12 protein-coding genes and 1 riboswitch are annotated in these 15,236 nt (G+C 43.4%); of the genes, 10 read left to right on the top strand and 2 right to left on the bottom strand.

Annotated elements, in window-relative coordinates:
* Genes EYB58_RS17080 through EYB58_RS17070 form a run of 3 tightly spaced genes read left to right on the top strand, consistent with a single transcriptional unit; the run spans position 1 to position 4,300 of the window.
* Entirely contained in the window at positions 1–1,371 is a 1,371-nt protein-coding gene (locus EYB58_RS17080) for a PFL family protein (protein ID WP_111957702.1), read from the top strand.
* 11 nt (positions 1,372–1,382) lie between these two features.
* The gene (locus EYB58_RS17075) at positions 1,383–2,567 is read left to right on the top strand and encodes an MFS transporter (RefSeq protein ID WP_111957704.1); all 1,185 of its coding nucleotides are present in this window, start codon (positions 1,383–1,385) and stop codon (positions 2,565–2,567) included.
* Positions 2,568–2,578: 11 nt separating this feature from the next.
* Positions 2,579–4,300 (top strand): B12-binding domain-containing radical SAM protein, encoded by a 1,722-nt coding sequence (locus tag EYB58_RS17070; RefSeq protein ID WP_111957706.1) that lies wholly within the window; start codon positions 2,579–2,581, stop codon positions 4,298–4,300.
* A 139-nt stretch (positions 4,301–4,439) separates the two neighbouring features.
* On the opposite strand, the gene EYB58_RS17065 is transcribed toward EYB58_RS17070, so the two are convergent.
* Positions 4,440–5,030, bottom strand: coding sequence for a PEP-CTERM sorting domain-containing protein (locus tag EYB58_RS17065; RefSeq protein WP_111957708.1), 591 nt, complete (start codon positions 5,028–5,030; stop codon positions 4,440–4,442).
* 20 nt (positions 5,031–5,050) lie between these two features.
* A riboswitch (cyclic di-GMP riboswitch) is annotated at positions 5,051–5,130 on the bottom strand.
* Positions 5,131–5,424: 294 nt separating this feature from the next.
* On the opposite strand from EYB58_RS17065, the gene EYB58_RS17060 reads away from it, so the two are divergent.
* Together EYB58_RS17060 and EYB58_RS17055 are read left to right on the top strand one after the other, a co-directional pair.
* Positions 5,425–6,066, top strand: a complete 642-nt coding sequence (locus EYB58_RS17060) for a hypothetical protein (protein ID WP_111960815.1) — start codon at positions 5,425–5,427, stop codon at positions 6,064–6,066.
* Between the two features lie 110 nt (positions 6,067–6,176).
* Positions 6,177–7,841: a transposase gene (locus EYB58_RS17055; protein ID WP_111960817.1), complete on the top strand. Its 1,665-nt coding sequence runs from the start codon at positions 6,177–6,179 to the stop codon at positions 7,839–7,841.
* A 535-nt stretch (positions 7,842–8,376) separates the two neighbouring features.
* On the opposite strand, the gene pyk is transcribed toward EYB58_RS17055, so the two are convergent.
* Positions 8,377–9,807, bottom strand: coding sequence for a pyruvate kinase (pyk, locus tag EYB58_RS17050; protein WP_111960793.1), 1,431 nt, complete (start codon positions 9,805–9,807; stop codon positions 8,377–8,379).
* A 1,310-nt stretch (positions 9,808–11,117) separates the two neighbouring features.
* Between pyk and EYB58_RS17045 the strand changes: the two genes are divergently transcribed.
* From EYB58_RS17045 to EYB58_RS17025, 5 genes are all read left to right on the top strand, one after another.
* Entirely contained in the window at positions 11,118–11,495 is a 378-nt protein-coding gene (locus tag EYB58_RS17045; RefSeq protein ID WP_111953187.1) for a hypothetical protein, read from the top strand.
* Positions 11,496–11,749: 254 nt separating this feature from the next.
* Entirely contained in the window at positions 11,750–12,106 is a 357-nt protein-coding gene (locus tag EYB58_RS17040; protein ID WP_111953189.1) for a CHC2 zinc finger domain-containing protein, read from the top strand.
* A gap of 2 nt (positions 12,107–12,108) precedes the next feature.
* Positions 12,109–12,666, top strand: a complete 558-nt coding sequence (locus EYB58_RS17035) for a DNA methylase (protein ID WP_111953191.1) — start codon at positions 12,109–12,111, stop codon at positions 12,664–12,666.
* Positions 12,659–14,326, top strand: a complete 1,668-nt coding sequence (locus tag EYB58_RS17030) for an integrase (protein ID WP_111953193.1) — start codon at positions 12,659–12,661, stop codon at positions 14,324–14,326. Before EYB58_RS17035 ends, EYB58_RS17030 begins: the two co-directional genes overlap by 8 nt.
* Positions 14,323–14,985 carry an AAA family ATPase gene (locus EYB58_RS17025; protein WP_131071983.1) on the top strand — a complete coding sequence of 221 codons (663 nt, stop codon included), beginning with the start codon at positions 14,323–14,325 and terminating at the stop codon, positions 14,983–14,985. Before EYB58_RS17030 ends, EYB58_RS17025 begins: the two co-directional genes overlap by 4 nt.
* The last annotated feature ends 251 nt before the right edge of the window (positions 14,986–15,236 follow it).

The following is a 15,236-nucleotide window of genomic DNA, read 5'->3' as shown; positions in this document are numbered from 1 at the left end:
GTGTTTGAAGATCAGGAAATTATCTCCACCATAGAGATGGTAAAGAATGAAAATCTGGACGTGCGGGCAGTTACTTTAGGAATCAACCTGTTTGACTGTATCTCCCATGACCTGACTGTATTCAAAAAAAATATACGCAAAAAAATCATTGGCCATGCAGCCACGCTGGTGGAAACCTGTGACCAAGTGGGTGAAAAGTACGGCATCAAGGTCGTCAACAAGCGTATCTCCATCTCTCCCATTGCCTTGGTGGGCGCATGTTTTTCATCCGAGCAGATGGTGGAAATTGCCCATGAACTCAATGATATTGCCAAAGCCGTAAATATTGATTTCATCGGCGGTTTTTCAGCCCTGGTGGAAAAGGGCATTGCCAATGGGGACCAGGCGTTGATTGATGCCATCCCGAAAGCCTTGGCCACCACCCAGCGGATCTGCGCTTCGGTAAATGTGGCCACAACCAAGGCCGGCATTAATATGGATGCCGTACTTGCCATGTCCAGGACCATTAAAAAAGCAGCCGCACTCACGGCTGATGAAGACGGCCTGGCCTGTGCCAAGCTGTGTGTATTTTCAAATATTCCCGAGGACATGCCGTTTATGGCAGGCGCCTATCTTGGTGTGGGCCAGGCAGATGCCGTAATTAATGTTGGGGTGTCCGGGCCTGGGGTGATCAAACGCGCCATTGAAAGAAACCTGTCCCAGCAGCACTTGTCCCTTGGCCGCATTGCCGAAATCATCAAACGCACTGCCTGCAAGGTCACCCGGGTGGGAGAACTCATTGGCAGGGAGGTGGCAGACATCCTTAATATCCGGTTTGGCGTGGTGGATCTCTCCCTTGCCCCAACCCCGACGGTGGGCGACAGTGTGGGTGAAATCTTCCAGGCCCTGGGCCTTACGCACATTGGTGTGCCCGGCTCCACCGCAGCTTTAGCCATGCTCAATGATGCGGTGAAAAAAGGCGGGGCATTTGCCTCGTCCCATGTGGGCGGCCTATCCGGTGCCTTTATTCCTGTCAGTGAAGACCTAAACATTGCCGAGGCGGCTCAGAAAGGATTTCTCTCCATAGAAAAACTGGAAGCCATGACCTGTGTCTGTTCCGTGGGGCTTGATATGGTAGCGGTGCCAGGAAATATTACAGAGCAGGTATTAGCAGGTATCATTGCTGATGAAATGGCAATCGGCATGATCAATGCCAAAACCACAGCCACGCGTATTATCCCGGTGCCCGGCAAAAAAGCTGGGGACAGCGTTAATTTCGGCGGGCTTCTTGGCAAGGCCAGTATCATGGATGTACCCCACCTTGACCTTGAAGATATTTTTGTGGAATATGGCGGCCATATTCCTGCCCCCATCCATAGTTTAAAAAATTAGGACATCTGTACATGAGCACCACCCAAGCTTCCGGCCGTCAGGCTTTCGGGGAGCGGATTAATTATAAAATTGTCCTGGTCTTAAGCCTGGTTCATTTTACAGGGGATTTTTACTCTGCCTTTTTCACCCCTTTGCTGCCGGCATTCCAGGCTAAGTTGAGTCTTACACTGACCCAGGTGGGCCTGATTACCGGCACTGTGCGCTTCTTATCCTTTGTGGTGCAACCGGCAGTGGGGTATATGGCCGACAGGTACGAAACCCGCTGGTTTGTACTCACTGGATTGTTTTTAGTCTTCTTTATCATTCCCTTTTCCGGCATTGCACCCAATTATTGGATATTGCTGACCATCCTATGCCTGGGATCTTTTGGTTCCTCCATGTTTCATCCATCCACTTCGGGCATGGTGAATGTATATGCCGGCAACCGGGCGGGTTTTGCACAATCCATTTTCAATACCGGCGGAACCATGGCTTTTGCTTTAGGGCCTGTATTCATCACCTGGTATGTGAGTCGGTTCGGCCTGTCTGCCATGCCATGGACCATGCTGTTGGGTCTTGTCTCATTTATATTCTGCCTGAAGTATATGCCCAAACCCGTATCCGAGAATATGGCGGGATTAGGATTTATAAACAGTTTAAAGCACACCTTTGGCAAGGTGTATAAAACGGTATTTTTAATCTGGCTGGTCATGGTATTACGGGCAGTTGTGGGCCAAACATTTTTAACCTTCATGCCCATTTACCTCACCCTCCACGGTCATCCATTACCTTCTGTTGGTGTGATCATCGCACTGTTCACTATTGCGGGGACACTGTCCGGACTAACTGCAGGCTATTGCGCAGACCGCTTCGGGTTCAAGCCTGTATTTTTGCTATCATACCTACTCATGCCACCAACCCTTTTGATGTTTTTATACATGCCGGGGTTAGGCGCGTATACCGGCTCCTTTCTTTCCGGCTTTTTTGTGCTTGCCCCCATGCCTTTAGGCGTGGTCATGGCCCAGAAGCTTGCCCCCGGATCCAGGGCCATGGCAGCCAGTCTGATGATGGGACTGGCCTATGGGCTTGGCGGGGTAGTTTCCCCGGGAATCGGTTGGCTGGCAGATGTTTTCGGACTGACAATCGTTCTTAAATGCACCGCATTTATCCCGCTGGTCTGCCTTGTACCCATTGCTCTGTTTCCCAAAATAAAGTAGGCGTACAGACCATGTCGGATATTGTCTTAATTGCCCCGCCCATCCGGGAATTTTATCTGACAAAAAAACGCACCATTCCCTACGGGCTGGCCTGTATTGCCAAACAATTAGAGCAGGCCGAATTTTCATGCACCATTATTGATGCCCTTGCCAGGAACAAATCAAAGATCATTGAATACCCGAAAAAATTTAGTCATTTGATTCCCCATTACGGGAGAACTGATATTACGTTGTTCTCTTTATTCCACCATTACAGACATTTTGGATACAGTTTCGAGCATATTGCAAATCTGGTCAGGCAGGAAAGGCCTTTTTTAGTGGGTATATCCGCTTTGTTCACCCCCTATTGGGGCCAGGCCCTTGACACGGCAAGGCAGGTGAAACGATTCTGGCCCAGCGCCTTTATTGTATTGGGCGGCCACCATGCCACCCAGTTCCCTGAAACCTGCCTTAAATGTAAAGAGATTGATTTTGTAATTCAAGGAGAAGGCGAAGCGCCCATGGTACAGCTTGCACGGCAGCTAAAAAACCAAGCACCCGGCACCTTGCCTGAAGCAGATGATTTAAGGCAAATCAGCGGTATCGGTTTCAAGCAGGGCAATGGTATTGTTCTCAATCCGCCTGCCTGGGCTGATTCTCCCCATGGTCTTGACCAAAATGCGTTGGATAAAATTGACTGGCACTTTTACCAGCGCAATAAAAAAGCCGCCATTACCATTGTGGCCTCCAGGGGGTGTCCTTTTTCCTGTTCCTATTGCGCGGTGTCGGCATCCAGCAATTATGGAAAGTTTCGGATACGGCCGGTTAAAGACGTTCTTGATGAAATTAAATTGCAGGTAAGATCTAAACAAATTGGATTTATCGATTTTGAAGATGAAAACTTAACCCTTAAAAAATCATGGGCCCTGGAACTTTTAGACGGCATTCGTCAGATATTCAAGGGACAGGATATTGAGCTGCGCGCCATGAACGGACTTTTCCCCCCATCCCTTGACACGGAGATCCTGACAGCCATGAAAGCCACCGGGTTCAAAACCCTGAATCTGTCCGTAGGCTCTTTCAGTGCAACCCAGTTGAAACGCTTTAGGCGTCCTGATGTCAGACAGGCCCATGACAGAGTGTTGGATATCGCCAAAGATTTGGATATGGATTGTGTCTCTTACCTTCTTGGAGCCGCCCCCGGTCAAACCGCTGCCACCACCTTAAATGATCTTTTGACACTTGCGACCAGAAGAACCGTTGCCGGTCTCTCCATTTACTATCCGGCCCCGGGCAGTGCGGATTATGTCCTGTGTGAGAAACAGGAATTATTGCCACATGATTTCACCTCAATGCGCTCCACAGCCTTTCCAGTGGTAGATACCACCTCCAGACTTGAAGCGGTAACACTTTTACGTCTGGCAAGAATCCTAAATTTTCTTAAATTCTGTGTGGATCAAAATGGTGTTTTGCCAAAGGCCTTAAGTGCCGACGAAATCTTAGACATGGAAAACAGTTGCCATGGGGAAATGGATAGATACGAGGCCAGCACCCTTCTAATCCGCTTATTCCTAACAGACGCAATTCCCAGGGGAATGGATCATGAAGGCCGCATTTATCCCCATCCCCACAGTATAAATTTATGTAAAAAATTCATACAAACGCTTAAAAATATCACCCTGTTCGGCGCTGTCCAGTCTTCTTCTTCCCAGGGTGCTGATCTTATTCCCGACTCGACGCGCATTGATCACTAAAGTTTTTTGTATTGCTGATTTAAATAAAAGAGGCATCCTCGAAGGGGCAATTATTCACCTTTCTTTGTAATTATCGAGGCATAAACAAAATAGGGGCAGACCACATTCTTTTGCAATTATTGTCTGCCCCTATTTTTGCTTAGCTTTTCTTTCTGCTCATTCCAGCCACACCAAGAAGCCCGAGACCAAACAGAACCATTGTGGCTGGTTCGGGGGCGTGGGCACCACCTGATGGATCACTTCCATTTTCATATTCAAGTTCAAATACTGAACTTGAAAGCTGAATAATCCCATCAGGAAAATTTCCATTAGCAGTGATTGTAATATCAAGAAGTGTTTCGGCCTCCCAAGTTTGAAAAATTCCTGAGATATCAAAAGCAGAAATTGAAGGGTTATCCCAAGTCCACCACAGGAAGCTACCTTGATTTCCTCCTGAATTTAAAGTTCCGACAGTAGTTTCTTCGACAGTCACAGTGTCATTATTATCATCTATCCAGTAACCAGAAATAGTCAGCGTGGCGGATATAACTGTATCAGGTGGGACCTCAAAATCGGACGGGGTGTTGTGCGTATAGCTATATTCAGTAACGTGACCAAGGCTTGCTATAGGGCCTTCCGAAAGAATCACGTCGTTCAAATCTACAGTATCTGTGAACGAAATAGCAGAAGCACTTCCAACAACAAAAAGAGTTAAAAACAACCCAACCAATAAACCAACAAACGTCTTCATAAAAAAATTTCCTTTCTTCCCAAGGCAGTCGGCTGTTCTCAACAACGAGATCCCTGTGACTTTCCGAACCGGCCTGTCGGCCGGGTTGGCTTTTTCTTTGGGTAGTCTTGTTAAGCCCGTTTTTATATTTGAGCCATTGTAATAAAAAATAGTTTGAATTTTCCTATGGCAGCAAATGACGGTTGGAATCTTGAAAAGCCCCATCAATAATGACGTCCTACCTCGAACTTGAAACTGATAAAGTATGTGTTTTCCTTAAAGTTCACTCCAATATGTTCATTTTTAGCCTATCGACCTAAAATTTCAGGGAAAAATAGTTTGAAACCCCTTCCATATCCATGATAAAGTATGCGTAATTCGTTCACAATTACACATACTTTATCACGGAGGGGGAATGGATGAATATGACGTTCGGAAAAAGTTTAGGCAAGACAAAATTATGGCAATTGAAAAGCTGGCGCAATTACTCCAATGCTCTGCGATAACAGTGAGAAGAAGATTAAAAAAGTGGAAAACATTCACAAGCATAAATCAAAACGGTCGCTACTACACATTGCCCGAAATTCCTGAATTTGACGATAATGGATTATGGAAATATCAATTTGCTCTATTTTCCAAGCACGGCAATTTAAAACAAACAATTATTGAATTGGTAAAAAGATCTGAAGCTGGGCTCAGTGCCGCTGATATTTCGAGCATTATTGAGATCCCTTCAAGTAGTTCCTATTTTTCACAAATCAAGCAATCCGACGAAATCAAACGAGAAAAACATCAGGGCCGGTTTGTTTATTTTTCAGCGGCACCCAACAAATATCAACTACAAAAAAGGGGTGCAGAACGACACAAGACCGATGGTTGGCCCACTGATACCCAGGCAGTTAAAATTTTAGTACACATAATAAAAAACCCAGGTATTGAAGTTGACCGGCTTGCCATTGAATCTGCTCTTCCGGGTGAGCGCTTTGACCCAGTTGTTGTTAAACAATTTTTGCAATTCCATGACCTTTTAAAAAAAACTTCGGATACAGAGCCATAAAATGTCTCACAGGGTATATCGACAAAATCACTGAAGGGATTTGTCCGCAGAATCTATTTCCGGAGGAGCCAACTATTTCCTTTTATCCGCAGGAGGTAGGCCAACGGGATTTGAAAGTGCTCAAAACCAGGAAGAAAAACGTTGTGACTTTGGATATCGGGGCATTTTGTGCAAAGGAAACAGTTTTGGTCAATCCAATTGATAACACGGTCCATCAAAGTCAACAGCTTCGTTCTTTGACCCCATATCGGTGCACGTATGGGTATGATGTGTTGGTTTTTGTCGGATATGGACTTTTTGTTCACTGTCTATCAGAACAGCAAATCATTGCACTGCTGTCAGATAGAAATATAACCATTTCTCAACGAGAGATTGGTTTCCTTGGTAAGAAATTTATTGCTTATCTGGCCATAGCCCATCAGCAGGCACAGCAACGATTAAATCAACTGATGTCACACAAAGGCGGCTATATTCTGCATATAGATGGCACTTGCGAAGGCGGCAGTCCTCATCTTTTTACCGGTATGGACGGCATTGCTCAAATAGTATTGGATAATATCAAATTGCCCTCGGAAAAAGCAGAATCCATCATCCCCTTTTTAGAAAGAATAAAAAAGCAATACGGCAACCCGGTTGCTCTGGTCCATGATATGGGTAAAGGCATTTTATCGGCAGTAGAGGTTGTGTTCAAAGGTATTCCGGATTTCATCTGCCATTTCCATTTTTTAAGAGATATTGGAAAAGATTTATATGAAGCAGAATACGCTAAGATTAGAATCCGTTTAACAAAGCATAAAATCAGAACAGTGCTTCGGGCAAAAGCAAAGGCGCTGGACTCTCTCATGGGAAACGATACTCAACTTGGGACAGGGCTATTAGAGTGTATTGCTGAAAATCAGCCGAACACAATACCCGCAGAAAAACTGGCGATTGTGTCGTCATATGTCATGATCCATTGGGCTCTTGACACAACTGGCCAACTTGAGGGTTATGGTTTCCCATTTGATTGCCCGCACTTTATTTTTTACCAGCGGCTAAAAGTCCTGTATAAAATGGTGGACACCTCTGGCTACAATCAATTCGATAAACATTTCTTCAATCTTTGGAAGCCTCTCAATAAAATCATCAATGACCAACAGTTGAGAAGCGCCGCTAAGCAAATTGAAAAAAAGATGGAAACCTTCAAACAACTCCGAACCGCCTTATCCATAACCGTTTCTGAAAATAAGAAAGGACTTAATGATGACGGCGATAATAATACCAATATAAAACGTATTGCTCAGAAAGTGAAAAGATTCAGGGCGCAAATAATGGCAGACCCGAAATTATCTCAAACAGACTCATATAAAAAAATGATCAAACAGATCGACACTTACTGGGAGAAACTTTTTGCCGATCCAATTACAATCGAAACATCCAATGGTCAGCAGGTTCACATCCAACCTCAACGCACAAACAATATTTTGGAACGATTTTTCCGGGAACTTAAACGTAGAAACCGGAAAAGAAGTGGAACAATATCATTAAATAAAAGGCTCAAAACCATGCTCACAGACACGCCGTTAATCAAGAATCTTGATAAAGCAGAATATATGGAAGCCATCCTTGATGGGAATGCTACTTTGGAGGAACGATTCGAAAAAATTGACTACAACATGGTTCTTGAAAAATTAAACGACGAACAAAAAACGTATGGAAAAATTAGCCCTGAAATGAAAAAAATAATTCAGCGGCCTGATTTGCCGAAAAAATTGGCATCCTTATTCGCTACTTAAGAGCAAGATCAATACCAACCGTCATTTGCTATCATAGGAATTTTCTGTATTTATTCTTTAAATAAACTCAAACGTTCTAATAACATGGGTAAATAGCAAAGCAACTTTCATGCCCAGAAATAAAAAAAATATTTCTTTCTTTAACCCACTAAAATTCAAGCCATTTCTTTAAAAATAACAAGATTAGGAATTTTTTAAATAAAATGTATTTTACATAAAAGATTACATTTATAATATATTATTAAATTATTGTTACATTTTTTACACAGGGGCTTAGAATAAATTGTGGACAGACCAAGGTCTTTATCAATTTTTTGTCCTCGGTCTGCCAGCTTTACCTGGAAAAGCACATCTGTCCAGCATCATGCCGATTTCATCCTGAAATCGTTTGGCCCCAATACAAAATTTCCATTCGTGGCTTTTCTGGTTTGATTGATTGCTTTCCCAAACGGTATTCGTATTGTTCGTGTTCTTCACCCAAAAAATGATGTCGAAGTTTCATTTATAGGTCCCTAAAACAAAATAAACGGTACGCTTATTTCCGGCTCCACGTGCATTGATCACTGAAATTTTTTGCATTGCTGATTTCAATAAAAGAGGCGCCTCGTTCAGGACCGAAACTGCCGGAAAGCACAATAATCAGGTCGTCATCGTTAAAATTTTGTTCTTCAATTAAACGACATATGGCGCCTGTAACTGATTTCCGTGGACTTGGCCCGAGAGGAATGTACTCGGGAAATACCCCAAAGGATAAAGAGAGCATGCGCATCACTTTCTTATCATAGACCTGGGCGAAAATCGGGCTGTCCCCCCGGTAGGCGGCCAGGGCCAGAATAGTTTTTCCGGAAAGAGAGTCCGCCACAATCCCCCGGGTGTTCAAACGCAGGGAGGACTTCACTGCGGCCTTGGCAAGATAGTCTGTCAAATTGCCAAGGCTTGAGTAGGGGATGTCAATAAATGAGCTTCGTGTTAACTCCACTTCCTGGGCAATCCTGGCCATGGTCAGCACCGCCTGCTCAGGATATTTACCATTGGCCGTCTCACCTGACAGCATCAACGCATCAGTATGATCCAAGCAGGCATTGGCTACATCAGACACTTCAGCCCTTGTGGGCCGTGGTGAGTGAATCATGGAATGCAGCATCTGGGTAGCTACAATAACAGGACGTCTAAGTTCAATACATGTTTGGACAATATCTTTTTGGATCAACGGAATTTTTTCAGTTGGGATCTCAACGGCTAAATCACCCCTGGCCACCATCACCCCATAGGCATATTCCAGAATTTCCCGAAGCTTATCGACCCCTTGGGCATTTTCAATCTTGGCGATAATTTTGATTGGAGATTTTTTCTCATCAAGAATGTTTTGAACCGCCAGGACATCTTCCTTGTTGCGAACAAAGGAGTGGGCAATAAAGTCAAGATCCTGGTCTGCGGCAAAGGCAATAAACCCCTTGTCCTTTTCGCTTAATGCCGGCAATTTAACAAGAACTGATGGGATATTGACACTTTTTCTGGGATAAATTACCCCGTCATTTTCCACAAAACAGTTAAGATATCCATCTGCCTTATCTGTCACTTTCAGGGCAATGCATCCGTCATCAATGAGAATGGAAGACCCAACCGGCACATCATCTACAAAATGGGGGTAGGATACACAGATCACATCATCCTTGGAAATCCCACCGGCCTCTCCTTTCATACGGATAGAATCCCCAGAAACGACGGACAGGGGATCCTTAGCATCACAGGTTCTGATTTCAGGACCTTTGGTATCTAAAAGGATACCGATCTTGTCCGATACCTTGCGGGTATTTTCAATAACTTGCATGGCATCATCATGGCTCATGTGGGCCGTATTCAAACGCACCACATTCATTCCGGCATGATAAAGAGTTTTAATAAATTCCACCGAACAATTCAGGTTGGATATGGTAGCTACAATTTTTGTTTTACGCCTTTTCAAAGCAGCCCTCTCTTTCGGCACAATGCCATGATAAAGTTTATCTAAAAGTTCCAATAAGTTTTTAAATTGCTTTCATATTTCGTTGTTGGGTGAGTCTGGGTGTCGATAGACCAAATCAGCCCGTGGCTGTTGTAAACAGAATACGCCATTTGGGGAATCAGGCGCAAGAGAAAAGCATGCTCTACAGCAGTTATAACCCTGGGCGCTTGATTGTCAATCGCTCAAATAGGTCTCTTAAAAGCGCCTAAAGGCGCGGTTAATCAAACCAGGTCATCTATTCGCAACGTTTATCTGATTGATGGTCCAGACTATTAATAATAGTCCGGGGTTTTAAATTCTACGTTAGGGATACTTCGATATTAATGTAGTCCACAGTGAAAGATTTGAAATATTTTGCCGGGTGGAAGCTGTCAGACTCTGCGTTTCAGCGATCAGGGATGCTGTTTCAAACCATACGCCATTAATCTTTTTTCTCATCTGTGTTTCCTTTCATTTGTAAAACTAATGAGCCCTTTATAATATTATATGGGTTTATAATGTTTGTTTTGACGGGAAATCGTGCCAGTAAGTTCTTGGTGAACTATGCGACAAACGAAATAAAAAATTTGCAAGCCTATCCAGATGATGTTAATAATTTCAGCATTTATCTTCCCCATTTATCTCGATCAGGTAATCCTTACGTTTCGGAGATTATCCTGATAGCCAATTGAACTCGTAAGATAAACGGAGATTACAGGTCGACTTATTAACTCTAAGCGGTAGACTGAATCAATGCTAAAACAGGTTTTTGACAGAGAGCAACTTTCTAAAACACTTACATCATCAGATGTTTGGCAATGGGATTTACTGTCTGGTTATGGAGATGTAGAAAAAGCTGTAAAGCACACTGTTCAGTACTGGAATTCAAATAACCTCACCTTATCTTCATTAGAAACAGAGACGGTGAAGCAGAAATCGGTATTTATACCGGCGAAAATGGAAGATGCTTTTGCAATCAAGCTACTTGATCGGTTCGTTCGACGAATTTATAAAGTCAGACAGTCAGATCGTAATCGAATAGTTAGGCAATTAATAACACTACTAAAAGACTCTGGCAATTATCATGTTCTTCGATTGGTAAGATTCAAAAAGTGTAACGCGTACCCCGCAGTTTCATGACGAAATAATGTAACGGGCAGATATCCCGCCGCTATATCCCGCCAATCAAATAAAAAATCATACCCCGCCTATCCCGCCGATAGACCTCGCCGCTGCTTCTTTCAAAATTTGGTACATATAATCTCCCTGATTCAAATTTTGGAGAAGAAATAATGGCAAAGAATTCACGTGGAAGACGACCTTGCTCTATTTGCCGGAAATGGTTCACCCCTGATGTAAGACAAAAAGGGCGGCAGAAAACATGTCGTTCGGCTTGCCAAAAAGAGCTTCATCGAAGGCAATGTGAAAAGTGGAACAGGAAAAACAAAGCTGTTTGCAAAAACAATTATCTGGCAAAAAAACTTGAAGAAGCTGAGGAGCAACAAACATCTGGGAACCTTCCTTCGCTTTCATATCAAAAACAGACAAAACCTGTTTTGCCAATGGAAGTCATTATAGCAGAATACGGGATCAAGCCGGCAATTATCATTCAATATCTGGTTACCCAGGTTATCAGCCATAACAATGAAAAAATACAGGGATTCCCATAAAAGACCCTCTGGCATAAACGACTAATCGAGTATAGATTTTAAGATACATGATTGGAATAACTCATTGTAATATAAAGGGATATTAACAGACTAATCGAGTTTTGATTCTAAGAGACATCATGAGGATAACCAACTGATAATACAAGTAGATATCAACAGAATAATCTCTATCTCAGTTTAAGAGGCAACTGACAGGCGACTCTAACCGGTGATATAAAAAAGCACCTGAAATTTTAAAAATAAGGAGGTGTCTTGTGAAAAACAGATTTTCATCCCGGCAATTATTTGAACTGAGAAACAATATCCCTGTAGATGTGTTGATCAGGGACCATTTACAGATTCTATCCAAGATTAGAGATGGTTATTTTCGTTTTCTATGCCCTTTGTGCAATGAATTTCAAACCGCTGTAAATCCAGCCACGAACCTGGCCAGGTGCTTCAGATGCGAAAAAAATTTTAATACCATTGACCTTGTCATGAAAATCAAGGGCTATGGATTTAGGGATAGTGTCTTGTTTTTGAAACAAATAAATACTGTACCCCAGGTTCAGGCCGCAAAATTGACGGCCCTTGCCGCTATGGTCGGCAGGCCTATGCCGGGAGGGCAGTGAGTATGGAACGGCTGCTTGAGCTTGAAACCCTGATTGGTCGAAATCAAGAATGTTTTTACAAAATCGGCCAAGCCTTGAAAGAAATTCGTGAGAATCGTTTGTACAAGCAGGCTCTGTTTGAGTCATTTGAGGCATATACCAGGGCACGGTGGGATATGGGCAAAGCCCATGCTTACCGGCTGATTCGAGCCTATGAAGTAATTTACAACCTGTCTCCAATTGGAGACAAACTGCCGGCCAACGAATCCCAGATCCGCCCCCTTACTCAAATGGATTCCATAGAACAACGCCGTATCTGGAGGGCGATTATAAACAGTGGCATGGAACTGACCGCACGAAATATCAAAAAATTTATTGAGGACCAGAAAACGGCTCCGGTAAGTAAACCGGATCTGACAGATCGAATTACCCATGAATACATGGCTGTTGTAAAGGCAATGCTTGAACAGGTCCGTGTGGCTCAGCATGATCATTGGCAGAAGACCTCCCGCCAGGCAGCATTGTTGTGGCATCGGGTCATATACGAAAAGATTGTATCAAAGGGGGCAGATAATGGATGACCTGACTATTGATGACCGCTTTCATTTACTGCTGCACAAAAAAATCATGAATAAAACCGGATCTACCAAGAGACGGTCCAAAAAATATTACAAGGACCAGTACAAGAAAACCGGAATTATCCCGGCGCCCCTTTTACTGGTTGAAAAAGGAATTATGGAAGGCCGTAAGTGCAGCGGACGGCCCAGAGCAATAGATGAGCAAACCAAAAGACGGTTTATTGAGATGGTCAAGGCGTCATGCGACCCCTCATCCCAGGGATTCATTTTTATCACCCGGAAAGCCAGAACCATTAAAAATTATCATCACTGGCTTGAACAAGAGCTGGGCAGAACCATCAGTCTTCCGGCACTTCGGCGATGTGTCAAAAGGGAAAATCTCAAATTTTACCTGGAAAAAGAGGATAAGCAGGATCAGGTCCCGGTAATGCATGCCTTCAAGTCGGTGCCGGTATTTGCTTTGATCCAGGTTGACGGCTGTAAATTTCAATATTTAAGGATCAGAGATGAACACGGTAACTGGCAAAAACCACAGGTAATTGAAATATTTGATACCGCTTCCAGGAAAATGTTTATTCTGGACTTTTATTTTACCGAAAGCAGCCTGAACTCTGTGGATCTTTTTACCCGTTTTTTGTTGAGTACCCCTTTGCCTTTGCAAAAAATTGGTATCAGACCTGACCAGGCAAAAGGATTTTTAAATCTAAAACGCCCCATCAATGCCATTAACCTGAAGCATTCTACACCGCAAGGCTTCTATTTGGCACCGGATTTTTCAAAGGCGTATTCACCCAAAGATAAGGCACATCTAGAATCTTCACACCGGAGCCTGCACAATTTTGAAATACGTATTATCAAAGCCTTTGAGGACAGGATTGTGAAAACCGTTACCGAATATGACTTCAAGCGGGGAAGAAAGGAAAAAATTACTGTAACCCTTCTTGATATAAGCCTTCAGGAACTAAGGAGCAGCACTATGCTCAGCGAATATCGTAACGAACATAATCATACACAACATTATTTTACCGAAGACGGGGTGGTCAGTGCCTGGGTGCCGGCACAGAAATTTGATGATTTTTTATCAAACCAGGCAGATACCCTGAATTTTACCCCGGACCAGGTTCAGGAATATATGAAATACGGCTACAGGAAAATCAAAGCCACCGTATCCAAAACCAGGACCATCCGCCATGACAAGCGCGATTATTATGTGACCCGTGGTGCAGATAAGTTCAGCAAACATAAAAGCACACCGGTGAAAATATCCAAATACAAGGACAAGCTTTTTATTTTTGAGCAGGGTGAAGACGGTATACTGTTGGGCGAAGCCATTGCAAAAAAGCCGTTTGACAGACCGCCGGCACCAGAACCTTCGCCTGTGCCGCCTGATGAACTTGACACCATTATCGCTCTTTTAGAAAAGCACAATATGGCCGTTGACCGGCCTGTTTTAGTCGACGTTTTTCATAAGGGCCTCACCCTGGCCCGGGCGGAACAAGTGCTTGATCATAATCAATCAAGGTACGCGGATTACACAAAAAAGATAAACCAGCCGGATGACCGTAAAAATCAGGCCCTGTTCAATGCATTTATGCTTGATTGCCAAAAATCGTTAAATACGAACCATGTAGCCATTTATGCATCCCATGGAGACATAACATGAAAGAGGATTTTATCAGTGATAAACGAAGGGTCTCATACTTGGCTGCCACTTATAACCGGATCTACAGAGGCCAAAGCGTGCTCATGGAGGGTGATTTTGGTGCAGGAAAAACTCGGTTTTTAAAATTGCTGCATCCCAAAAAGCTCCATGCTGTATGGGTTGAGTCTCTGTTCAACATACATGAAACCCTGGCCGCGATACTTAAGGAATTAAATTATGAGGCCACCGCCACCTACCGCCGAACTCCCCAGTACCTGAAAATGATCTGTAATCTCTCCAATTGTTTTATCATTATAGATGAGGCCAATGACTTGGACACCCGGGTTTGGCCATATCTTAAACGGATTATTGATGCCGGGGTTCCCATCGTATTTGCAGGACTTCCGAATGTGAGAACTTATTTGAGCCGGAACCATCCTGATATACTCAGCCGGTTGAAAACCCTGATTTTGTATCCCATAGAGGTCGAGGACTTCATTGAAAAATACAAAGATATCCAGCAGGAAGCCGTTGAACAGATTTATATGTCCGTTAAGGGCGATATGCGCAAATTTAAAGAAATCTGTACAGACTGCCGGGACAGGGCAAAGGAGTTAAACCACCAATTTGTTGATATTAATCTTGCCCTGGAATTTATATCAGATCTCCCTCCTCAATAATCCTTACCACAACTTATCTGCATTAACAGGCCATCCTTGGTATAATCCGAGGTTGGCCTGCCTGTATTTTATCCTCATATGTTTTGACGCCGATTTCTGTTTGATTCATTTTTGAAAAACGCCAAACCACAGATCATTATTGAATTTTTCTTACGCCGTTACATTATTTTGTAACTCTGCTTTTATTGGTGTTTCGCTACAACAAGTTTAAATCAAAAACAAATTTGACATTTTTGTTAGAATCTTAAATC

Source organism: Desulfobacter hydrogenophilus (assembly GCF_004319545.1).
In the GTDB taxonomy this organism is placed as follows: domain Bacteria; phylum Desulfobacterota; class Desulfobacteria; order Desulfobacterales; family Desulfobacteraceae; genus Desulfobacter; species Desulfobacter hydrogenophilus.
Note: the sequence above shows the minus strand (reverse complement) of the source record. Positions and strands in the feature narration are given on the sequence as shown.